The organism is Pseudomonas sp. RIT357 (assembly GCF_000632245.1).
In the GTDB taxonomy this organism is placed as follows: domain Bacteria; phylum Pseudomonadota; class Gammaproteobacteria; order Pseudomonadales; family Pseudomonadaceae; genus Aquipseudomonas; species Aquipseudomonas sivasensis.
In genome coordinates, this window is record NZ_JFYX01000049.1 from 86,515 (window position 1) to 108,668 (window position 22,154).

Annotated in this window: 19 protein-coding genes; 1 reads left to right on the plus strand and 18 read right to left on the minus strand. The window is 57.8% G+C overall.

Annotation, left to right across the window (positions count from 1 at the left end; all coding sequences use genetic code 11):
* Positions 1 to 154 precede the first annotated feature (154 nt).
* From tilS to rpsB, 18 genes are all read right to left on the minus strand, one after another.
* Complete coding sequence (gene tilS / locus BW43_RS00850; RefSeq protein ID WP_032891642.1) at positions 155 to 1,465, minus strand: tRNA lysidine(34) synthetase TilS; 1,311 nt, start codon at positions 1,463 to 1,465, stop codon at positions 155 to 157.
* A gap of 161 nt (positions 1,466 to 1,626) precedes the next feature.
* Positions 1,627 to 2,574, minus strand: a complete 948-nt coding sequence (locus BW43_RS00845; RefSeq protein WP_003172288.1) for an acetyl-CoA carboxylase carboxyltransferase subunit alpha — start codon at positions 2,572 to 2,574, stop codon at positions 1,627 to 1,629.
* Positions 2,575 to 2,702: 128 nt separating this feature from the next.
* The gene (gene dnaE / locus BW43_RS00840) at positions 2,703 to 6,224 is read right to left on the minus strand and encodes a DNA polymerase III subunit alpha (RefSeq protein WP_032891643.1); all 3,522 of its coding nucleotides are present in this window, start codon (positions 6,222 to 6,224) and stop codon (positions 2,703 to 2,705) included.
* Positions 6,225 to 6,299: 75 nt separating this feature from the next.
* Entirely contained in the window at positions 6,300 to 6,932 is a 633-nt protein-coding gene (gene rnhB, locus BW43_RS00835) for a ribonuclease HII (protein ID WP_032891644.1), read from the minus strand.
* Positions 6,929 to 8,068, minus strand: coding sequence for a lipid-A-disaccharide synthase (gene lpxB, locus BW43_RS00830; RefSeq protein ID WP_032891645.1), 1,140 nt, complete (start codon positions 8,066 to 8,068; stop codon positions 6,929 to 6,931). The genes rnhB and lpxB overlap by 4 nt, the downstream gene beginning before the upstream one ends.
* A 2-nt stretch (positions 8,069 to 8,070) precedes the next feature.
* Positions 8,071 to 8,847, minus strand: coding sequence for an acyl-ACP--UDP-N-acetylglucosamine O-acyltransferase (lpxA, locus tag BW43_RS00825; protein ID WP_032891646.1), 777 nt, complete (start codon positions 8,845 to 8,847; stop codon positions 8,071 to 8,073).
* The gene (gene fabZ / locus BW43_RS00820) at positions 8,844 to 9,284 is read right to left on the minus strand and encodes a 3-hydroxyacyl-ACP dehydratase FabZ (protein WP_003172281.1); all 441 of its coding nucleotides are present in this window, start codon (positions 9,282 to 9,284) and stop codon (positions 8,844 to 8,846) included. The genes lpxA and fabZ overlap by 4 nt, the downstream gene beginning before the upstream one ends.
* Before the next feature lie 110 nt (positions 9,285 to 9,394).
* On the minus strand, positions 9,395 to 10,450 hold the full coding sequence (gene lpxD, locus BW43_RS00815; protein WP_032891647.1) for a UDP-3-O-(3-hydroxymyristoyl)glucosamine N-acyltransferase: 1,056 nt from the start codon (positions 10,448 to 10,450) through the stop codon (positions 9,395 to 9,397).
* A 3-nt stretch (positions 10,451 to 10,453) separates the two neighbouring features.
* Positions 10,454 to 10,957: an OmpH family outer membrane protein gene (locus tag BW43_RS00810; RefSeq protein ID WP_003172279.1), complete on the minus strand. Its 504-nt coding sequence runs from the start codon at positions 10,955 to 10,957 to the stop codon at positions 10,454 to 10,456.
* 45 nt (positions 10,958 to 11,002) lie between these two features.
* Complete coding sequence (gene bamA / locus BW43_RS00805; protein ID WP_032891648.1) at positions 11,003 to 13,390, minus strand: outer membrane protein assembly factor BamA; 2,388 nt, start codon at positions 13,388 to 13,390, stop codon at positions 11,003 to 11,005.
* A gap of 74 nt (positions 13,391 to 13,464) precedes the next feature.
* Complete coding sequence (rseP, locus tag BW43_RS00800) at positions 13,465 to 14,817, minus strand: sigma E protease regulator RseP (protein WP_032891649.1); 1,353 nt, start codon at positions 14,815 to 14,817, stop codon at positions 13,465 to 13,467.
* Positions 14,818 to 14,870: 53 nt separating this feature from the next.
* Complete coding sequence (gene ispC / locus BW43_RS00795) at positions 14,871 to 16,061, minus strand: 1-deoxy-D-xylulose-5-phosphate reductoisomerase (protein WP_032891650.1); 1,191 nt, start codon at positions 16,059 to 16,061, stop codon at positions 14,871 to 14,873.
* The gene (locus BW43_RS00790; protein WP_032891652.1) at positions 16,058 to 16,867 is read right to left on the minus strand and encodes a phosphatidate cytidylyltransferase; all 810 of its coding nucleotides are present in this window, start codon (positions 16,865 to 16,867) and stop codon (positions 16,058 to 16,060) included. The genes ispC and BW43_RS00790 overlap by 4 nt, the downstream gene beginning before the upstream one ends.
* Complete coding sequence (uppS, locus tag BW43_RS00785) at positions 16,868 to 17,623, minus strand: polyprenyl diphosphate synthase (protein ID WP_032891653.1); 756 nt, start codon at positions 17,621 to 17,623, stop codon at positions 16,868 to 16,870.
* A gap of 16 nt (positions 17,624 to 17,639) precedes the next feature.
* Positions 17,640 to 18,197, minus strand: a complete 558-nt coding sequence (gene frr / locus BW43_RS00780) for a ribosome recycling factor (protein ID WP_016974404.1) — start codon at positions 18,195 to 18,197, stop codon at positions 17,640 to 17,642.
* Complete coding sequence (gene pyrH, locus BW43_RS00775) at positions 18,194 to 18,937, minus strand: UMP kinase (protein ID WP_003189161.1); 744 nt, start codon at positions 18,935 to 18,937, stop codon at positions 18,194 to 18,196. Before pyrH ends, frr begins: the two co-directional genes overlap by 4 nt.
* 211 nt (positions 18,938 to 19,148) lie before the next feature.
* Complete coding sequence (gene tsf, locus BW43_RS00770) at positions 19,149 to 20,012, minus strand: translation elongation factor Ts (RefSeq protein ID WP_032891654.1); 864 nt, start codon at positions 20,010 to 20,012, stop codon at positions 19,149 to 19,151.
* Between the two features lie 192 nt (positions 20,013 to 20,204).
* Entirely contained in the window at positions 20,205 to 20,942 is a 738-nt protein-coding gene (gene rpsB, locus BW43_RS00765) for a 30S ribosomal protein S2 (protein ID WP_003189158.1), read from the minus strand.
* 387 nt (positions 20,943 to 21,329) lie between these two features.
* On the opposite strand from rpsB, the gene map reads away from it, so the two are divergent.
* Positions 21,330 to 22,112, plus strand: coding sequence for a type I methionyl aminopeptidase (map, locus tag BW43_RS00760; RefSeq protein WP_032891656.1), 783 nt, complete (start codon positions 21,330 to 21,332; stop codon positions 22,110 to 22,112).
* The last annotated feature ends 42 nt before the right edge of the window (positions 22,113 to 22,154 follow it).

Sequence of the window (22,154 nt, forward strand, 5' to 3'; positions counted from 1 at the left end):
TGACAGACCAGCAGTGAAACACCGGTGCGTTGATCGCTACACATTTTTTGGAATCGCCCAGCAAAGACGGCTTGGTAATCGGCAACTGCTGCGATTCAGGCGAATCCACAGAAGTTGTATCAAGAAGGGAGCGTAGTCTACCGGAAAGGCTCTATCAGCTCAAACCTTGATCGCAGCTCTGTGGCATCCAATGTAATTTCCAGCCATCACTCGGTGAGGCCCAGAGTCCAGTGAGGTTGGGCACGCCGAGCAATTGCTCGCCCTGATACAGCAGCGGCAATCTGCCACGGACGAAGCCCGGCACTCCATGCTCATTGAGCAGGCGCTTCAGGTCACGCCGGCCTCGGCCTGGCACTTCAAGCATTTCACCGCCCTGGCGATAACGGACCTCCAGCGGGACTTCGGGCACCTTGCCGATAATTTCCAGCAGGCCATTGCCGGGTAACTCTAGTGGGTTTTGCGGGCGAGGCCAGCTCACCGACGCGCGGGAAAATTCCGACCAGGCGCGAGACAACCACCAGATGCGTTCGCCACAACGGTGCAATTCTCCATCGGCCAGGCGCCACAAGGGCTGTGCGTCGCCCTTGGCATCGCGTAGGGAATACCAGCCAGCCCAGTGGTCGGTGTCGGGCAACCGGGTCAGCGGCGCCAGCCAATGGCGTAGGACGTTGCGCTGACGAGCATCGGAAAGTTCGCGCAGTGGGCCGAGGGCCAATGACGGCAAAGGCAGCCAAGGAAACCGTGAAGGTTGATCCGCGGCTTGTAGGTCCATGCAGGCTAAATCACCCAGCAACGCCTGGGCTTCACCGAGGTGTTCAGCAGTGCGGGCCAGGCTGGAGACGGCTTGGGGCCAACGCTCCGCCAGCGTCGGGATCACGCGGTGACGCAGGTAATTACGGGAGAACTGCATGTCGGCGTTGGAAGGGTCTTCGATCCACTTGAGTTGATGTTCATCGGCGTAGGCCACCAGCTCGGCGCGCGAGACATCCAGCAACGGCCGCACCAAATGGCCGCCCGCCAATGGACGGTGCACAGGCATTGCCGCCGCCCCCCGCACGCCGGCCCCGCGCAACAGGCGAAACAGCAGGGTTTCAGCCTGATCGTCGCGATGCTGGCCCGTGAGCAACACCTCCCCTGCCCCGATCACCTCGGTAAACGCCCTGTAACGTGCATCACGCGCTGCACGCTCAAGGCTGGCGCCGGGCTGTACCTGCACACGCATTACGCGCAGGGGCACGCCCAGCCTGTCGCAAATGGACTGGCAATGGCTCGGCCAGGTGTCGGCGGCGGATTGCAGGCCATGGTGGACATGGACAGCGCTTAGAGGCGGAAGGGCTTCGGCGCTGGCCAGGAGATGCAGCAGGACAGTGGAATCAAGACCACCAGAGAAGGCGATATGCCAAGCCGGGGCTTTGCGCCAAGGGGCTAGGGCGTGCAGGAGTTTGGCGGATAAAGTCGGTTTCATCACAGGTTACCGCCGCAAATCTGGAATACCCAAGCCAAGCATACACAAAGCAAATGTGGGAGGTGGCTTGCCCCCGATAGCGGAGCATCAGCCAGTGAATACAGTGACTGACACTCAGCAATCGGGGGCAAGCCCCCTCCCACATTAGTACCGCTGCGGCCTTAGAGGCCGTAGCTCATCAGGCGTTCGTAACGACGGGCCAGCAGCGCTTCGTTGTCCAGTTTTTTGAGCATCGCAAGCTGCGAACCCAACTCGGCACGGATAGTCGCGGCGGCAGCAGCCGGGTCGCGGTGGGCGCCGCCCAATGGCTCGGCGATCACTTTGTCCACGATACCAAGGCCCTTGAGGCGATCAGCAGTGATGCCCATGGCTTCGGCAGCGTCCGGTGCCTTTTCTGCAGTCTTCCACAGGATCGAGGCGCAACCTTCTGGCGAGATCACCGCGTAGGTCGAATATTGCAGCATGTTCAGTTGGTCGCAGACGCCAATGGCCAATGCACCGCCGGAACCGCCTTCACCAATCACCGTGGCGATGATCGGGGTTTTCAGGCGAGACATGACGCGCAGGTTCCAGGCAATCGCTTCGCTCTGGTTGCGTTCTTCAGCGTCGATACCTGGGTATGCACCCGGCGTGTCGATGAAGGTCAGGATGGGCATCTTGAAGCGCTCAGCCATTTCCATCAAACGGCAAGCCTTACGATAGCCTTCCGGACGCGGCATGCCGAAGTTGCGGCGGACTTTCTCGCGCACTTCACGGCCTTTCTGGTGACCAATCACCATTACAGGCTGGTCGTCCAGGCGAGCGATACCGCCCACGATGGCCGCGTCGTCGGAGAAGTGGCGATCGCCATGCAACTCGTCGAACTCGGTGAAAATGTGCTGAATGTAGTCCAGGGTGTACGGACGGCGCGGGTGGCGGGCCAGGCGCGCGATCTGCCAGCTGGTCAGCTTGCCGAAGATGTCTTCGGTGAGCGTGCTGCTCTTGTCTTGCAGGCGAGCGATCTCATCGCCGATATTCAGCGAATTGTCATTGCCGACCAGGCGCAGTTCTTCGATCTTGGCTTGCAGGTCAGCGATCGGCTGTTCGAAATCAAGAAAATTCGGGTTCATAAGCGTCCGTCTTGGGTCGACGGCCAGGGAGTGCCTGGCCAGCCGGTTGTCTGTTCGCGCCCTACCTTAAGGGAGAGGCGCGTTCAGGTCGAGATTAAATGTTCAGCCGAGGTCAGACGTTCTGACCGTCAGCGGTATTGGAGGAAGACGTTGTCTCGACCGAACTGGTCACGCAAAGCTTGAATCAAGCCATCAGCCGGATCAATTCGCCAGGTCTCGCCGAACTGCAACATCGCCTTGGCGTCGTCGCCGGTGTACTCCATGGTCACCGGGCATGCGCCACGGTGACGCTTGAGCAAGTCACCCAGCCAGCGTAGCTGATCGCCCTTGAGCGCCTCGGTCTTGACCTTCAAGCGCAGGCTTTCAGCCAGGTTGGTGCGCGCATCTTCCATGCTCATCACCCGCTTGATACGCAGGCGCAGGCCACCGGAGAAGTCATCGTTGCTGACCTCCCCTTCCACAACCACCATGGCATCGGTCTGCAGCAGCGACTGCGCCGAATGGAAGGCATCGGCAAACAGCGAAGCTTCGATACGGCCCGAGCGGTCATCGAGAGTGATGAAACCCATCTTGTCGCCCTTCTTATTTTTCATCACCCGCAGGGCGATAATCATGCCGGCGACGGTTTGGGTGTCCCGCGCCGGTTTCAGGTCGATGATGCGCTGACGGGCGAAACGGCGGATCTCGCCTTCGTATTCGTCAATCGGGTGACCGGTGAGGTACAGGCCCAAGGTGTCTTTTTCACCCTTGAGGCGCTCCTTGAGAGTCAACTCTTTGGCCTTGCGGTGATTGCCGTACACGTCCGCGTCTTCTTCGACGAACAACCCGCCAAACAGGTCGGCGTGGCCGCTGTCATGGGTACGGGCGGTCTGCTCGGCAGCTTTGATCGCTTCTTCCATGGCAGTGAGCAGCACCGCGCGGTTGCGGTCGATATTTGCCTGGTAGGCCTTCGGTTCATCGTGAAAGTAAGGGCCGAGACGGTCCAGCGCACCGCTGCGGATCAAGCCATCAAGGGTTCGCTTGTTGATGCGCTTGAGGTCAACCCGCGCGCAGAAGTCGAACAGATCCTTGAACGGCCCGTCCTGACGCGCTTCGGTAATCGCCTCCACTGGGCCTTCGCCCACGCCTTTGATCGCGCCCAGGCCATAGATGATGCGGCCTTCGTCATTCACCGTGAACTTGAACTCCGAGGCGTTCACGTCAGGCGCGTCGAGGCGCAGCTTCATGGTGCGCACTTCCTCGATCAAGGTCACAACCTTGTCGGTGTTGTGCATGTCCGCAGAAAGTACCGCAGCCATGAACGGCGCCGGGTAGTGGGCTTTCAGCCAGGCGGTCTGGTAAGACACCAGGCCGTAGGCGGCGGAGTGAGATTTGTTGAAACCATAACCGGCGAATTTTTCCACCAGGTCAAAAATGTTACCGGCCAGATCGGCGTCGATATTGTTGGTGGCGCAACCCTCAATGAAACCGCCGCGCTGCTTGGCCATTTCCTCGGGTTTCTTTTTACCCATGGCTCGACGCAGCATGTCCGCACCGCCGAGGGTGTAGCCCGCCATTACCTGAGCGATCTGCATCACCTGTTCCTGGTACAGAATGATGCCGTAAGTTGGCGCCAGCACAGGCTTGAGGCCTTCGTACTGGTAGTCGGAGTGCGGGTAGGCCAGTTCGGCGCGGCCGTGCTTACGGTTGATGAAGTCGTCAACCATGCCAGACTGCAGCGGGCCCGGACGGAACAGGGCCACCAGTGCGATCAAGTCTTCCAGGCAGTCGGGCTTGAGCTTTTTGATCAGCTCTTTCATGCCCCGCGACTCAAGCTGGAACACAGCTGTTGTTTCAGCTTTTTGCAGCAATTGGTAAGTCGGCTTGTCATCCAACGGGATGAACGCAATATCCAGCGGCTCTTCGTCGACCTTGGCGCGCTCGCGGTTGATGGTCTTGAGCGCCCAGTCGATGATCGTCAGGGTCCGCAGGCCGAGGAAGTCGAACTTCACCAGGCCGGCCGCCTCAACGTCGTCCTTGTCGAACTGGGTAACCAGGCCGCCGCCTTCTTCATCGCAATAGATCGGCGAAAAGTCAGTGAGTTTGGTCGGCGCGATCACTACGCCACCGGCGTGTTTACCGACGTTACGCACGATACCTTCGAGCTTGCGCGCCATGTCCCAGATCTCGGCGGCTTCCTCATCGATCTTGATGAAGTCACGCAGGATTTCTTCCTGCTCGTAGGCCTTTTCCAGGGTCATGCCGACTTCGAACGGGATCATCTTCGACAGCCGGTCGGCCAGGCCGTAGGACTTGCCCTGCACCCGGGCCACGTCGCGGATTACCGCCTTGGCCGCCATGGAACCGAAAGTGATGATCTGGCTTACCGCGTTGCGGCCGTATTTCTCGGCCACGTATTCGATCACGCGGTCGCGACCGTCCATGCAGAAGTCGACGTCGAAGTCGGGCATGGAAACCCGTTCCGGGTTCAGGAACCGTTCGAACAGCAAGTCATATTCAAGAGGGTCGAGGTCGGTAATCTTCTGCACATACGCCACCAGCGAGCCGGCACCCGACCCACGGCCAGGGCCTACGGGCACGCCGTTGCTTTTAGCCCACTGGATGAAGTCCATTACGATCAGGAAGTAACCGGGGAACCCCATCTGGATGATGATATCCAGCTCGAAATTCAGCCGGTCGACATACACCTGGCGCTTGGCTTCGTAATCTTCAGTGGTGTCCTTGGGCAACAGCACGGAAAGCCGTTCTTCCAGGCCATCGAACGACACCTTGCGGAAATATTCATCGATGGTCATGCCATCGGGAATCGGGAAGTTGGGCAGGAAGTGCGTACCCAGCTTCACTTCAATGTTGCAACGCTTAGCGATCTCGACAGAGTTTTCCAGGGCCTCAGGCAAGTCGCTGAACAACTCGGCCATCTCTTCGGCGCTTTTGAGGTATTGCTCTTCGCTGTAATTTTTCGAGCGACGCGGGTCATCCAGGGCCCGGCCTTCACCGATGCACACACGGGTTTCGTGGGCTTCGAAATCTTCTTTCTTGATAAAGCGCACGTCGTTGGTGGCGACCAGTGGCGCGCCCAGCTTTTCGGCCAGGGCAACGGCGGCGTGCAGATGTTCTTCATCATTGGGGCGATTGGTGCGCTGCACTTCAAGGTAGAAACGGTCGGGGAAGACCTGCATCCACTCCTTCGCCAGCACTTCGGCTTCCTGGGGATTACCCCCCAGCAGTGCGAGACCAATCTCCCCCTCTTTAGCGGCCGACAGCATGATCAGGCCTTCGCTGGCCTCCGCAACCCATTCACGCTCGATAATGATCGAACCGTTGCGTTGACCATCGATGAAGCCACGGGAGATCAGTTCAGTGAGGTTGCGATAACCCACGCCGTTCATCGCCAAAAGGCTGATGCGGCTCAGCGCGTTATCCGGATCTTTGTTGGACAGCCACAGGTCGGCGCCGCAGATGGGCTTGATGCCGGCACCCATGGCGTTCTTGTAGAACTTGACCAGGGAACACATGTTGTTCTGATCGGTAACCGCCACCGCGGGCATGTTCATGCCCACCAGGGTTTTGACCAGAGGCTTGATCCGTACCAGGCCGTCGACCAGGGAGTACTCAGTGTGCAGGCGTAGGTGAACGAATGAAGCCGGCATAGTGATCCTGTCTTATACGTGGAAACAACAAGGCCCGGATTGTACCGGGCCTTGGCAAAAACATCAGCCTCGCGACTACACCTCGCTGAGACTCTCCCGCGCTTCGTAAGCCAGGCGCACCGGGGCAAACGAGCGGCGGTGGATAGGCGTGGGGCCGAGGCGGGCCAGGGCTTCCAGATGAACGGGCGTCGGATAGCCTTTGTGACCACCGATGCCGTAGCCGGGATAGATCAACTCGAACGCGGCCATTTCCCGGTCACGACTGACCTTGGCCAGGATCGATGCCGCTGCGATGGCCGGAACCTTGCTGTCACCTTTGACCACTGCCTCGGCCGGCATCGCCAATTTAGGGCAACGGTTACCGTCGATCATCGCCAGTTTGGGTGTGATGTGCAGGCCTTCAACAGCACGCTGCATGGCAAGCATGGTGGCGTGGAGAATGTTCAGCTCGTCGATTTCTTCGACTTCGGCCCGGGCGATATGCCAGCTCAGGGCTTTTTCACAAATCTCGTCGTAGAGCTTTTCGCGACGAGCTTCGGTGAGCTTCTTCGAATCGTTGAGGCCAAGGATCGGACGGTTCGGATCAAGAATCACAGCTGCGGTGACCACCGCACCGCAGAGGGGACCGCGCCCTACTTCATCAACACCGGCCACCAGTTCATGGGCCTGTGCAACCAGGCTGAAATCCAGGCCCATCTGCGTACTCATAACGTTTCCTGTTTGTGGCCGATCAAACTCAACACGGCGTCAGCTGCCTGGTTCGACGCATCACGGCGCAGGGTGCGATGAATCTCATCAAACCCTCGGGTCTGCTCTTCGCCGCCATCGATCAGGGGCAGCAGTGTCTGCGCCAAGGCCTCCGGTGTCGCATCGTCCTGCAGCAACTCCGGCACCAACAAGCGCTGGGCCAGCAAATTGGGCAAAGAGATATAGGGGCTTTTGACCATGCGTTTCAGAATCCAGAACGTCAGCGGTGCCAGGCGATACGCCACAACCATCGGACGCTTGTACAACAAGGCTTCCAGGGTTGCCGTGCCTGAAGCAATCAGCACCGCATCGCAGGCCGCCAATGCCAGGTGCGATTGACCATCAAGCAATGTCAACGGCAGGTTACGACCTTCCAGCAGCGTTTCGATCTGTGCGCGACGCTGTGGGCTTGCACAGGGCAGTACGAAACGCACACCTGGCTTCAAGGCTTGCAGGCGCTCGGCGGCATCGAAGAACACGCTGGCCAGCCGACCGACTTCTCCCCCCCTGCTGCCCGGCATCAACGCGACGAGCGGGCCATCGGGCAAGCCCAACTGCCCACGGGCCGCCACGCGATCGGCCTGCAAAGGGATGTCGTCCGCGAGCGTATGCCCAACGAACCGTACCGGCACGCCCTTTTCTTCGTAGAACCTGGCCTCGAACGGCAACAGGGTGAGCATCAGGTCACAGCCTTCACGGATCTTCAGCACACGCTTTTGTCGCCACGCCCACACGGAGGGGCTGACGTAGTGCACGGTTTTGATCCCGGCCTGACGCAGCTTGAGTTCGATATTGAGGGTGAAGTCCGGTGCATCGATTCCGATAAAGACGTCGGGTTTTTCTTCGATCAGGGTCTGAATCAGCAGCTTGCGGCGCGCCAACAGTTCACGCAGGCGACCCAGCACTTCCACCAACCCCATAACCGACAGGCGCTCCATGGGGAAATAGGAAGTGAGGCCTTCAGCCTGCATCAATGGGCCACCAACACCGATGAATTCAACCGCCGGATGCTGGGCCTTGAGGGCCCGCATAAGACCTGCGCCCAGGATATCGCCGGAAGCTTCTCCGGCCACCAGCGCAATTCGCAGATTAGCCATGATCAGCGAGTGATGCCGCGAGTCGACGCCTGGATCGAATCACGGAACACCGCGACTTCCGGGAACAACGCTGCCGGCTCGGTCAGTTGGGTCAACGCCTGATCTACTGTCAGCCCCTGGCGATAAACGACCTTATAGGCACGACGCAGTGCGTGAATGGCCTCTTCGCTGAAACCACGACGGCGCATGCCTTCGAAGTTCATGCTGCGAGCTTCAGCGGGGTTGCCGAACACCGTGACGAACGCCGGGACGTCCTTGCCGATGGCGGTGCCCATGCCGGAGAAGCTGTGGGCCCCAATGTGGCAGTACTGATGGACGAGCGTGAAGCCTGACAGGATTGCCCAATCGTCCACGTGCACGTGGCCAGCCAACGCCGTGTTGTTGACCAGGATGCAGTGGTTGCCGATCACGCTGTCATGCCCGATATGGGCATAGGCCATAACCAGATTGTGATCACCCAGTGTGGTCTCGGCACGATCCTGCACGGTGCCACGGTGAATGGTCACGCCTTCACGGATGATGTTGTGATCACCGATTACCAAGCGTGTTTCTTCACCCTTGTACTTCATGTCCGGGGTGTCTTCGCCTACCGAGGAAAACTGGTAGATGCGGTTGTGTTTGCCAATGCGGGTCGGACCTTTGAGGATCACGTGCGGCCCGATGACAGTCCCCTCGCCGATTTCCACACCTGCGCCGATGATCGACCAGGGGCCGACCTCAACGTCGGCGGCCAGTACGGCCGACGGATCGATGATTGCGCGAGGGTCAATCAAACTCATAGTTTGCGTTCCGCGCAGATGATCTCGGCAGAGCACACTGGCTTGCCGTCTACCGAGGCCTGGCATTCGAACTTCCAGATCTGGCGCTTGCAGCTGATGAATTTGGCTTCCAGGATCAACTGGTCACCCGGAGTAACCGGGTTGCGAAAGCGCAGCTTGTCGGAGCCCACGAAATAGTAAAGCGTGCCGTCGGCAGGCTTAAGGTCAAGCATTTTGAAACCAAGGATACCGGCAGCCTGGGCCATCGCTTCGATGATCAACACGCCCGGCATGATGGGATGCGCGGGAAAGTGACCGTTGAAGAACGGTTCGTTGATGCTGACATTCTTGTAGGCACGAATGCGCTTTTCCTCAACATTGAGGTCCACTACGCGGTCCACCAGCAGGAACGGGTAACGGTGAGGCAGGTATTCGCGAATCTCGTTGATGTCCATCATTTCGGGGGGAAGCCTGTAATAAAGATTGGGGGCGGGCGACTAAACGCACGCCCCGCTAGCAAATCAAGGAGGCAGTCTAGCGGCTGTGCACACTTGATATGGAAATGGTATCAGCCTTCAGATGAAGCATTACCGCCAGGGGTCACGTCCCCAACACGCTTTTCCAGCTGTTTGAGACGTCGAGCCATGTCGTCGAGCTGCCTCAAACGTGCTGCACTCTTGCGCCATTCAGCCGCTGGCTGCATGGCGGTACCGGATGAATAGGCCCCAGGCTCGGTAATCGAGTGAGTGACCATGGTCATTCCGGTGATAAAAACGTTGTCGCAAATATCAATATGCCCCACCAGACCGACGCCACCGGCGAGCATGCAATGCTTGCCGATTTTGGTGCTGCCGGAAATCCCCACGCATGCGGCCATGGCGGTGTGATCACCAATCTGTACGTTGTGAGCAATCTGGATCTGGTTGTCGAGCTTCACACCGTTGCCGATCACGGTATCGGCCAAGGCCCCGCGATCGACAGCTGTATTAACACCAATTTCCACGTCGTCGCCGATCAAAACGCCGCCGACCTGGGCAATCTTGTTCCAGATACCTTTGGAGTTGGCAAAGCCAAAGCCTTCCCCTCCGATCACCGCACCTGACTGGATAACCACCCGCTCACCGATACGCACATCGTGGTAAAGGGTCACGCGAGGCGCCAGCCAACCATTGGCACCGATTTCACAACGCGCACCAATAAAGCAATGCGCACCAACAGTTACACCGGCCGCAATGCGCGCACCACTCTCGATCACCGCAAAAGCGCCAATGCTCGCCGCAGGATCAACGCGGGCATCATCGGCGATCACCGCCGACGGGTGAATGCCGCTGGCTGCTTTGGGTTTTGGATCAAATAGGTGCGAAACCTGCGCATAGGCCAGATACGGGTCAGCTACCACCAGCGCATCCCCGGCAAACCCTTCGGCGTCAGCTGCCTTGAGCAATACGGCTGCGGCTTGGCTATCGACGAGGTATTTACGGTATTGAGGGTTTGCGAGGAAGCTCAACTGAGATGGGCCAGCCTCCTGCAAGGTGGCTAGCCCAGTAATTTCCTTCTCCTGGGAGCCACGCAAGGTGGCCCCCAGGAACTCGGCCAACTCGCCGAGCTTGATAGTCGCGGTCATGGCTTACTTCAGCTGGTTCATGCGCTCGATCACCTGGCGGGTGATGTCGTATTGAGGTTTGACGTCAATTACTGCGCCACGCTCGAACACCAAGTCAAAGGCACCTTTCTTGATGACTTCTTCCACAGCGCTGTCGAGTTTCGGCTTGAGCTGCTTGAGCATTTCACGGTCGGCAACAGCCTTGGCTTCGTTCAGCTCCTTGGATTGGAACTGATAGTCACGGGCCTTTTGCTTGAACTCAAGCTCCAGACGCTCGCGCTCGCCTTGCTGCATTTTGTCCCCACCCGCTACCAGACGATCCTGGATGCCCTTGGCGCTGCTTTCCAGCGTCTTAAGCTTGGTCAGTTGCGGACCGAATTTCTTCTCGGCATCCACGGCGTATTTTTTGGCCGCATCGGATTCCAGCAATGCCATCTGATAGTTCAGAACAGCGATTTTCATTTCGGCGAAGGCCGGGGTGGTCACCAGCACGGTGGCCAGCAGAACCAATTGAGTCAACTTACGCACGATGTACTCCTACAGAATCCGTTGTCGTTATCTTGGGTCAGACGCTTAGAACGTCTGGCCGAGGGAGAATTGGAAAATCTGGGTTTCAGCGTTATCCGGTTTCTTGATCGGCATGGCCAGAGCAAAGCTCAACGGACCAAGCGCAGTCACCCAGGTAACACCTACACCCACGGAGCTCGCCAGGTTGGACAGGCTCACGTCGTTGCACTGAGTGTTGGATTTAACACCGCTCGGGTTTCTAATCTGCTCGCACTTGGAGTCGAACACGTTACCCACGTCCCAGAACACGGACGTACGCAGCGAACGCTGATCCTTGACGAATGGCAGCGGGAACAAAATCTCCGCGCCGCCCTGGATCAACACGTTACCACCGAACGGCAGTGGGTCGTTGTCGGAGTCAGCCACAGTGCCTTGGTTACCGGTTACGCCAGCACCTCGGCTCGGAGTACCACGAGGACCCAAGGTGCTGTCTTTGAAGCCACGTACGGAGTTGAAGCCACCCGCATAGTAGTTCTCATAGAACGGCAAACCATTGGTCGAACCATAACCGTCGCCATACCCCAGCTCAGTGTGCAGGCGCATGGTGTAGTTGTCGCTCAGCGGCTGGAACAACTGACCACGGTAGTCGAGCTTGAAGAACGACAGGTCGCTGCCTGGCGTAGTGGTTTCCAGAGTCAGGCTCTGGGAATGGCCACGGGTTGCCAGTACGCCTTTGTTCAGGGTCGACTCGGACCAGCCAGCAGACGCCTTGAAGTTCAGGAACTTGTCACCTTCACGACGAGTGAAGTCGAAGATTTCGTCCACGGTGTAGACACCGGTCTTGATCTCATCCTGCTGCGCAGTCAGGCCGAAGGTCAAACGCGAGGTTTCGCTGATCGGATAACCGACGTTGACACCCGCACCCAGGCTGTCGATTGCATAGCTTGCAACGTCAACATCGAGGTCTTTGTAGTCGGTGGTGCGGTAGAAGGCGTTGTAGCCCAAGCTCACACCGTCAGCAGTCCAGTAGGGGTCGGTATAACCAAAGTTATATCGGCTCTGGTATTCGCTTCGAGTCAGGCCGATAGACACACGGTTACCGGTACCGAGGAAGTTGTTCTGGGTGATGGAACCACCGAGGATCAGACCTGCGCTTTGTGCAAAGCCGACGCTGGCAGTGATAGAACCCGATGCTTGCTCTTCTACTGCGTAGTTAACGTCAACCTGGTCATCCACGCCCGGTACAGCCGGGGTTTCAACGTTGACTTCCTTGAAGAAACCCAGGCGCTCAAGACGGGTCTTGGATTGGTCGATCAAGTACGTCGACGCCCAGCCACCTTCCATCTGACGCATTTCACGGCGCAGCACTTCATCCGCAGACTTGGTGTTGCCACGGAAATTGATACGGTTCACGTAGGCACGCTTACCTGGGTCGACCACAAAGGTAATGTCCACTGTGTGATCATCATCGTGCGGGGTCGGTACGCCGTTGACGTTGGCGAAGGTATAGCCTTCGTTACCCAGACGACGGGTGATCAGTTCGGACGTGGTGGTCATCAGCTTACGCGAGAACACCTGGTCTTTCTGCACCAGCAGCAGGGACTTGACCTGGTCTTCAGGCACTTTCAAGTCGCCGCTCAGCTTGACGTCACGAACCTTGTACTTCTCGCCTTCGTTGACGTTAACGGTGATATAGACGTGCTTCTTGTCCGGGGTGATGGACACCTGGGTCGACGCGATATCCATATTGATATAGCCACGGTCCAGGTAGTACGAACGCAGACGCTCCAGGTCACCGGAGAGTTTTTCACGGGCGTACTTGTCGTCGTTCTTGAAGAACGACAGCCAGTTGGTGGTCTTGAGCTCGAAGAGGTCGATCAGGTCGTCATCAGCAAACTTGGTGTTACCCACCACGTTGATGTGCTGAATGGCCGCCACGGTGCCTTCGTTGATGTTGACCTTGAGGCCGACACGGTTACGAGGCTGTGGGACCACTTCCGTCTCCACGGTCGCCGAGTAGCGGCCCTGGGCAACGTACTGACGCTGCAGTTCGTTACGCACACCTTCAAGAGTGGCGCGCTGGAATATCTCGCCCTCGGCCAGGCCGGACTGCTTGAGGCCCTTCATCAGGTCTTCAGTAGAGATCGCCTTGTTACCTTCGATCTCGATACTGGCGACAGAAGGTCGCTCGACGACGGTGATGACCAAGACGTTACCTTCGCGCCCCAGTTGGATGTCTTGAAAGAAACCGGTTTTGAACAGCGCACGAGTGGATTCCACCAGGCGACGATCATCAGCCTGTTCACCGACGTTCAACGGTAATGCACCAAAGACGCTACCCGCGGAAACCCGCTGGAGGCCGTTGACGCGAATATCGGAGATGGTGAAGGACTCGGCGTGAACTTCGGCGATCATCAATACGGTGAGAACCGCAGTTAGCAGCAGACGTTTCATGAAGTCCTTTCTTATTCCAACTGGCAATAAACAAACTGCCGCAAAATGCGGCAGATTCGCAATTCAGCGAAGCGTTACAGTCGACCCAGATCGTTGACCAAGGCTAATAACATCACCCCGACAACCAAACTGATACCGATCTGTATCCCCCAACCCTGCACTCGATCTGACAAGGGGCGACCACGCACCCACTCGACCAGATAAAACAACAGATGCCCCCCATCCAGTACAGGAATGGGCAGCAAATTCAGAACACCCAGGCTAATACTCAGATAAGCCAGGAAATTCAGGAAATCCGCGACACCCGACTGGGCAGAAGCGCCCGCCACTTTAGCAATGGTTATCGGTCCACTCAAGTTTTTTACCGAGAGCTCGCCGAACAACATTTTCTTGAGGGATTCCAGGGTCAGTACGCTCATGGTCCAGGTGCGTTTTGCACCCTCGCCAATCGCCGCCAACGGCCCGAAGCTGACCTCACGCACCATTGATGGCGGCCACTCCGGACTCTTGACGCCAGCACCCAGGTACCCCCCGGCAGCCTTGGCTTCGCCACGCACCGCCAGAGTAACGGGGACGTCGATTTGAGCACCGTCGCGCTCAATTTTCAGCACAATTTTGGTATCAGGGCGTACACGAACCAGATCGACCACTTGCTGCCATTCACCCAGCGCCTGGCCATCGAGGGCCAACAGACGATCGCCGGTTTTCAGACCTGCAGCCTGGGCTGGCCCCTTCGGATCCAGCTCGGCAAGGACCGGCGGCAGTGCCGGACGCCACGGACGAATACCCAAGGACTTGATCGGGTCAGGCTCATCAGCGCCTTTGAGCCAATGATCCAAGGCCAACGACCGCGGGATTTCGGCACTGGAGTCCTGCTCACGCACCACAACATTAACAGTGCCGCTTTCACCCAAGCGACGCACCAACTGCAAATTGACCGCCCCCCAACCCGTGGTCGGTTCGCCATCAATAGACACAATTTCCTGGCCAGCGACCAGGCCAGCCTTGGCAGCGATACTGTCCGCCTCAACGGCACCGATAACTGGACGCACCTGCTGGCTGCCCAGCATGGCCAACACCCAGAAGAACAGCATCGCCAGCAGGAAGTTGGCGATCGGACCAGCGGCAACGATAGCGATACGCTGACGAACGGTCTTGCAATTAAAGGATTGGTCCAACTGATCAGCCGGCACTTCGCCTTCGCGCTCATCGAGCATCTTGACGTAGCCACCCAACGGGATGGCCGCAATCACAAACTCGGTGCCACGACGGTCGTGCCAGCGAACCAGCGGCATGCCGAAACCGACGGAAAAACGCAGTACCTTGACGCCGCAACGACGCGCCACCCAGAAGTGGCCGAATTCGTGGAAGGTGACCAGCACACCCAGAGCAACCAGGGTGCCGACAATCATGTAAAGCGCACTCATCTAATTTCTCCGCAATCCAATCCAGTACCCGAAGGCTCAAGCGCGCCCACAGACTAACGCGTGTTGCGGCTCAACCATTGCTCGGCCAAGGTCCGCGCCTTGGTATCTGCCTCAAATACCGCCCCGAGGTCATTTACAGCCACCACAGGCTCAAGACTCAAAACGTCCTCGATAATACTCGCGATCTGCGGAAAGCGGATGCGCCGTTCGAGAAACGCCGCCACGGCCACCTCATTGGCCGCATTGAGCATCGCTGGCGCACTGTTACCCGCCTCCGCCGCCTGCCGCGCCAAGCGCAGACAAGGAAAGCGCTGTTCGTCCGGCGCTTCAAAATCCAGGCGAGCAACTGCAAACAGGTCGAGTGGCGCCACGCCGGAATCAATCCGCTCCGGCCACGCCAGGGCATTAGCGATCGGCGTACGCATATCGGGATTGCCCAATTGGGCCAAGACTGAACCATCCACGTAGTCGACCAAGGAATGAATCACGCTTTGCGGGTGAATAACCACCTCGACCTGATCCGGCCGCGCATCGAACAACCAGCAGGCCTCGATCAATTCCAGGCCCTTGTTCATCATGCTTGCCGAATCCACGGAGATTTTGCGGCCCATGGACCAGTTCGGATGGGCGCATGCTTGATCCGGAGACACATGCTCCAGCTCTATCAACGGAGTTTGCCGGAAAGGCCCACCGGAAGCGGTCAGCAGAATCCGACGAACGCCTACCTGACTCAAGCCACGAGCATAGTCTCCGGGCATGCACTGAAAGATTGCGTTGTGCTCACTGTCCAAGGGCAACAGCACCGCACCGCTTTTACGCACCGCCTGCATAAAGAGCGCGCCAGACATCACCAGCGCTTCTTTATTGGCCAGCAGGATTTTTTTGCCCGCGTCGACGGCAGCCAAGGTTGGGCGCAAGCCGGCGGCACCGACAATAGCGGCGACTACAGTGTCCACCTCGGCATCGGCCGAGACCTGACACAATCCCGACTCGCCTACCAGCACCTGTGTGGCAAGTCCGGCAGCCCGCAGGTCATCCTGCAGGCCCTGCGCTGCCGCTGCTTCAGGCACCACAGCAAAGCGAGGCGCATGACGCACACACAGCGCCAGCAGCTCGCTCAGACGAGTGAATCCCGTCAGGGCAAACACTTGATAGCGATCAGGGTGACGAGCGATCACATCGAGGGTGCTCAACCCTACCGAGCCGGTTGCGCCCAACACGGTTACTTGCTGCAGACGGCTCACGAAGCAGTCATCCACAACAGCACGGCAAAGATCGGAATAGCAGCGGTAAGGCTATCAATACGGTCCAGCACCCCACCGTGCCCTGGCAGCAGATTACTGCTGTCCTTGACCCCGGCCTGGCGCTTAAACATGCTTTCAGTGAGGTCGCCCACGACCGAGATGAACACGACGATAGCCGTACCCAGAAGAGCCAGGAAGATGTCCGTTACTGACCAATCCCGCACCACACCGACCACCAAAGTGATCAGCAGGGTCAATGCCAGGCCGCCGTAAACCCCTTCCCAACTCTTGCCCGGACTGACTGCCGGTGCCAGCTTGCGCTTACCGAATGCCCGTCCCGAGAAGTAGGCGCCGATATCTGCGCCCCACACCAGCACCATCACCGCCATGATCAGCCAATTGCCCATCGGCGAGTTCTTGATCTCCACTAACCCTTGCCAGGCTGGCAACAGAATCAATAAGCCAATCACCAACTTGCTGGCAACACTGGACCAATGACCACTGCTGCGCGGAAACGTCAACACCAGATAGGTCGCAAGCGCCCACCACAGCACCGCAGCACCCAGCACCCAAGGCACGATGATGCTCGACAGGGTGTGCATCAGAAACAGTAACACCGCTACGACAGCGGCATACACCAAGCGCGGCAATTGCGCGTTGAAACCTGCCAATCGTGCCCATTCCCAGGCGCCCAAGGTTACGACCAGCCCGATAAATAGGGCAAAACCGGACCCATCGAGCAGGAAAAACCCACATAAGGCGATCGGCAACAGGATGAGCGCTGTGATGATTCGTTGTTTAAGCATTTAAACCCGGGCTCCAGCTTCGACCTGCTCACTCGTTTTACCGAAGCGACGCTGGCGGGAAGCGAAATCGGCCAGCGCAGTACGCATGGCATCGTGTTTGAAGTCCGGCCAGAACAGGTCGGAGAAGTACAGCTCGGTGTAGGCCAACTGCCACAGCAGGAAATTGCTGATGCGATGTTCACCGCCGGTACGGATGCACAAGTCAGGCAATGGCAGGTCACCGGTCACCAGGCAGGTTTGCAACAGCTCAGGCGTGATGTCGTCCGGTCGAAGATGACCGGCTTGCACTTCGCGAGCCAGCCGCTGTGCAGCCTGGGCGATATCCCACTGGCCGCCGTAATTGGCTGCGATCTGTAGCACAAAACGGTTGGCGCCAGCCGTGATGGCCTCCGCCTCGCGCATGGCCGCCTGCAGCTCCGGGTGGAATCGCGAGCGATCACCGATGATGCGCAGACTGATATTGTTGTCATTAAGGCGCTTCGCCTCACGACGCAACGCCTTGAAGAACAGATCCATCAAGGCGCTGACTTCTTCGGCGGGCCGCTGCCAGTTCTCACTGGAGAAGGCGAACAAGGTCAACACCTCGACCTTGGCCTCGGCACACACCTCAATCACAGCCCGCACCGCATCGACACCCGCTTTATGCCCGGCGACACCCGGCATAAAGCGTTTCTTCGCCCAGCGATTATTCCCATCCATGATGATCGCGACATGGCGCGGCACCAAAGAGGGTACAGTCTGCTTGGTCTTTTCCATGAAGGCGTCCTGACCCTTATACGGCCATCAGGTCCTTTTCTTTTTCTTCCGTGGCCTTGGTGATCTGGGCCTCGGCATCTTTGGTCAGCTTGTCGATATCAGCGACGGCACGACGCTCTTCGTCTTCGCTGATCTCCTTGTCCTTAACCAGTTTCTTCAGGTCACCCAGGGCATCACGACGGATGTTGCGCACAGCAACGCGTGCATCTTCAGCCGCGCTACGTGCCTGCTTGGTGAAGCCCTTGCGGGTTTCTTCGGTCAAGGCAGGCATGGAGATCAGCAGCAGTTCGCCAAGGTTGGTCGGATTGAGGTTCAAGCCGGCGCTCTGAATCGCCTTGTCGACCGCAGCGAGCATGTTGCGCTCGAAAGCCACGACTTGCAGGGTGCGCGAATCTTTAACGGTAACGTTTGCCACGCCGCTCAGCGGAGTGTCAGCGCCGTAGTAAGGCACCATCACGCTGCCCAGAATACTCGGGTGCGCCTTGCCAGTACGAATCTGGCCGAATGCATGGCTCAAAGATTCCAGGGATTTCTGCATACGCGCTTGGGCGTCTTTCTTGATTTCATTGATCATTGTTGGCCTTCCTCGATCAGAGTCCCTTCCGCGCCGCCGTGTACGATATTCAGCAGGGCGCCGGGCTTGTTCATATTAAATACGCGCAGCGGCATCTTGTGGTCGCGGCACAGGCAAATAGCCGTCAGATCCATGACACCCAGCTTGCGATCCAGCACTTCATCGTAGGTCAGATGATCGAACTTCTCGGCATGCGGGTCTTTGAATGGGTCTGCGGTGTACACACCGTCTACCTTGGTTGCCTTCAAAACCACGTCAGCGTCGATTTCGATGGCACGCAGGCACGCCGCCGAATCAGTGGTAAAGAATGGGTTACCGGTACCAGCGGCGAAGATCACCACTTCTTTTGAGTTCAAATGGCGCATGGCTTTGCGACGATCATAGTGATCGGTCACACCCACCATGGAAATAGCCGACATCACGATAGCCGAGATATTGGCACGCTCCAGGGCATCACGCATCGCCAGGGCGTTCATCACAGTGGCCAGCATGCCCATGTGGTCGCCAGTGACCCGATCCATACCGGCCGCACTCAGCGCCGCGCCACGAAACAGGTTACCGCCGCCGATCACCAAGCCGACTTGCACGCCGATACCAACCAGTTGGCCGACTTCCAGCGCCATGCGGTCGAGCACCTTGGGATCGATCCCGAACTCTTCCGAGCCCATCAGGGCCTCGCCGCTGAGCTTGAGTAGAATGCGTTTATAGCGAGCCTGATAACCACTGCCCTGCTGAGCCATTGCGAATCTCTCCTGCGGCGTATTTTTTAAAAATTCTTGGCGAGCCGTTTACGGCTTGCGTTCACTCTAGCTGGACGCTCTCACAGCGCCATCGGAACACGGCTTTGTAAGCCAGTTCCGAGGGTAAGCCAAATTAATTCGGCCTGCCCATTTGAAAAGAGGCTGCGCGCGTGAGCGGGCAGCCTCTTTCGGGCGACAGTTGAAAACTGTCTTATTGCTTGGCGGCAGCCAGCTGGGCAGCAACTTCTTCAGCGAAGTTGTCGACCGGCTTCTCGATACCGTCGCCTACTTTGAAGTAAGTGAAGGAAACGATTTCAGCACCGGCTTTCTTAGCCAGTTCGCCAACCTTGATTTCAGGGTTCTTAACGAACGCCTGCTCAACCAGGCTTGCTTCGGCCAGGAACTTGCTGATACGGCCTTTGACCATATTTTCAACAATGTTTTCTGGCTTGCCTTTGATTTTTTCTTCGTTCAGCTGCAGGAACACAGCTTTTTCGCGCTCGATTGCTTCGGCAGAAACTTCCGAAGGCAGCAGGAACTCTGGGTTGCTGGCCGCTACGTGCATAGCGATGTCTTTAGCCAGCTCAACGTTGCCGCCCTTCAGGACAACTGCAACACCGATCTTGTTGCCGTGCAGGTAACCACCAACAACGTCACCTTCAACGCGTACCAGGCGACGGATGTTGACGTTTTCGCCAACTTTGCCGACCAGTACCAGGCGTGCAGCTTCTTGTGCTTCGATCAGCGGAGCGACGTCAGTCAGTTTGTCGTCGAACGCTTTATCAACGCTGGCAGCAACAAATGCCTTGAAGTCGTCTTGCAGAGCCAGGAAGTCGGTCTGCGAGTTCACTTCCAGCAGAACAGCAGATTTGCCGTCTTCTTTCAGAGCGATAGCGCCTTCAGCAGCCACGTTGCCTGCTTTCTTGGCAGCCTTGATTGCGCCGGAAGCACGCATGTCATCAATTGCTTTTTCGATGTCGCCGTCAGCCTTTTCCAGGGCTTTCTTGCAATCCATCATGCCTTCGCCGGTACGCTCACGCAGTTCTTTAACCAACGCTGCAGTAATTGCTGCCATTTTCAAATTCCTCTTGGATAGGTTTTCAACCATTCCACCCGATCGAACGGGGGATCAATTCTTCCCGAACCACCCTTGTAGGCCGCTGCACGTTACAGATGATGTAGCTGCGCTGCGCACAAATGGTTTTCGAGGGGGCAAAAAGGGGGCCAAGCCCCCTTTTTGCTTACTGAGTCAACGCCAGGGCGTCAATTACTCAGCTGCGGCTACCGGAGCTTCTTCAACGAACTGCTCGGTACCACCAGCAACGTGGTTGCGACCACGGATTACAGCGTCAGCCATCGAACCCATGTACAGCTGGATAGCGCGGATTGCGTCATCGTTGCCTGGGATGATGTAGTCAACGCCTTCCGGGCTGCTGTTGGTATCGACTACGCCGATAACAGGGATGCCCAGCTTGTTGGCTTCGGTGATCGCGATGCGCTCGTGATCAACGTCGATAACGAACAGTGCGTCAGGCAGACCGCCCATGTCCTTGATACCACCCAGGGAACGATCGAGCTTTTCCAGGTCACGGGAGCGCATCAGCGCTTCTTTCTTGGTCAGCTTGGCGAAAGTACCGTCTTCGGCTTGCACTTCAAGGTCACGCAGACGTTTGATGGAAGCACGGATGGTTTTGAAGTTGGTCAGCATGCCGCCCAACCAGCGGTGATCGACGTACGGCGAACCGCAACGTGCTGCTTCTTCAGCAACGATCTTGCCCGCGGAACGCTTGGTGCCGACGAACAGAATCTTGTTTTTGCCCTGGGCCAGACGCTCTACGAAAGTCAGAGCTTCGTTGAACATTGGCAGGGTTTTTTCAAGGTTGATGATGTGGATCTTGTTACGCGCGCCGAAAATGTATTTACCCATTTTCGGGTTCCAGTAACGGGTCTGGTGACCGAAGTGCACACCGGCCTTCAGCATATCGCGCATATTGACTTGGGACATGATAGTTCCTTAATAAGTCGGGTTTGGCCTCCACGTATCCCAATGACCAACCAGCGGCATCAAGGCCTCCGGCACCCAGGTCATCGTGTCGACACGTGTGTGGATTTAAGCTCTTCGGGGCATCCCCGGAAAGCGGCGCATTTTATACCACACGAAGGGCGAAAACGAAACCCGCAATCACATTCGGCGTGCGCGGCTTATGCGCAACCCTTTGAATAGAGCGGATATAGCCCCACCTTATAGAGAGAAGCGATCGTCAGGGGCTCATGATTTGCCGCCCGCGTCTGTTAGAATCGCGTTTTTTGGGGCTTTTGCGAATTCTGTAACCTTTTGTCGCGCGCCCGTAAACCGTATTGATTTCAGCGCTTCGCGCTAGAGAGAGCCTGTATGACCGTTAGTTTGAAAACCGCCGAAGACATTGCCGGCATGCGCATTGCCGGCAAACTGGCTGCCGACGTGCTGGAAATGATTGCCGAGCACGTCAAGCCGGGCGTCACCACGGACACCCTCAACCAGATCTGCCATGACTATATCGTCAATGTGCAAGGTGCCATTCCTGCGCCGTTGAATTACAAGGGCTTCCCCAAGTCAATCTGCACGTCGATCAACCATGTGGTCTGCCACGGTATTCCGTGCGACAAACCCCTGAAGGACGGCGACACCCTGAACATCGACGTCACCGTGATCAAGGATCGCTACTTCGGCGATACCAGCCGCATGTTCCACGTCGGCACCGTGCCGGTCTGGGCCGAACGCCTGTCCCAAGTCACCCAGGAATGCATGTACAAGGCGATCGAAATCGTCAAACCCGGCTGCCGCCTGGGCGATATCGGTGAAGTGATCCAGAAGCACGCTGAAAAGAACGGCTTCTCGGTGGTACGTGATTTCTGCGGCCACGGCATCGGCACCGTGTTCCATGAAGAGCCACAGATCCTGCACTACGGCCGCGCCGGCACCGGCATGGAGCTCAAGGCAGGCATGACCTTTACCATCGAGCCGATGATCAACCAGGGCAAAGCCGACACCAAGGTGCTGGGCGACGGCTGGACCGCCATTACCAAGGACCGCAAGCTTTCGGCCCAGTGGGAACACACCCTGCTGGTCACCGAAACCGGCTACGAGATCTTCACCCTGCGCGCTGACGATACGATCCCACGCGTTTCGGCCTGAAGGTTGCCCAGGTTTTCCCAAAGCGTGTTGTGACTGACTGAT

Bases quoted from the DNA above. Each gene is read 5' to 3' on its own strand.
- BW43_RS00790 (WP_032891652.1), bottom strand. From the start codon at position 16,867: ATGCTTAAACAACGAATCATCACAGCGCTCATCCTGTTGCCGATCGCC.
- dnaE (WP_032891643.1), bottom strand. From the start codon at position 6,224: ATGCCGGCTTCATTCGTTCACCTACGCCTGCACACTGAGTACTCCCTG.
- lpxA (WP_032891646.1), bottom strand. From the start codon at position 8,847: ATGAGTTTGATTGACCCTCGCGCAATCATCGATCCGTCGGCCGTACTG.
- tsf (WP_032891654.1), bottom strand. From the start codon at position 20,012: ATGGCAGCAATTACTGCAGCGTTGGTTAAAGAACTGCGTGAGCGTACC.
- frr (WP_016974404.1), bottom strand. From the start codon at position 18,197: ATGATCAATGAAATCAAGAAAGACGCCCAAGCGCGTATGCAGAAATCC.
- lpxD (WP_032891647.1), bottom strand. From the start codon at position 10,450: ATGACCGCGACTATCAAGCTCGGCGAGTTGGCCGAGTTCCTGGGGGCC.
- tilS (WP_032891642.1), bottom strand. From the start codon at position 1,465: ATGAAACCGACTTTATCCGCCAAACTCCTGCACGCCCTAGCCCCTTGG.
- fabZ (WP_003172281.1), bottom strand. From the start codon at position 9,284: ATGATGGACATCAACGAGATTCGCGAATACCTGCCTCACCGTTACCCG.
- lpxB (WP_032891645.1), bottom strand. From the start codon at position 8,068: ATGGCTAATCTGCGAATTGCGCTGGTGGCCGGAGAAGCTTCCGGCGAT.
- rnhB (WP_032891644.1), bottom strand. From the start codon at position 6,932: ATGAGTACGCAGATGGGCCTGGATTTCAGCCTGGTTGCACAGGCCCAT.
- BW43_RS00845 (WP_003172288.1), bottom strand. From the start codon at position 2,574: ATGAACCCGAATTTTCTTGATTTCGAACAGCCGATCGCTGACCTGCAA.
- rpsB (WP_003189158.1), bottom strand. From the start codon at position 20,942: ATGTCCCAAGTCAATATGCGCGATATGCTGAAGGCCGGTGTGCACTTC.
- bamA (WP_032891648.1), bottom strand. From the start codon at position 13,390: ATGAAACGTCTGCTGCTAACTGCGGTTCTCACCGTATTGATGATCGCC.
- rseP (WP_032891649.1), bottom strand. From the start codon at position 14,817: ATGAGTGCGCTTTACATGATTGTCGGCACCCTGGTTGCTCTGGGTGTG.
- uppS (WP_032891653.1), bottom strand. From the start codon at position 17,623: ATGGAAAAGACCAAGCAGACTGTACCCTCTTTGGTGCCGCGCCATGTC.
- map (WP_032891656.1), top strand. From the start codon at position 21,330: ATGACCGTTAGTTTGAAAACCGCCGAAGACATTGCCGGCATGCGCATT.
- pyrH (WP_003189161.1), bottom strand. From the start codon at position 18,937: ATGGCTCAGCAGGGCAGTGGTTATCAGGCTCGCTATAAACGCATTCTA.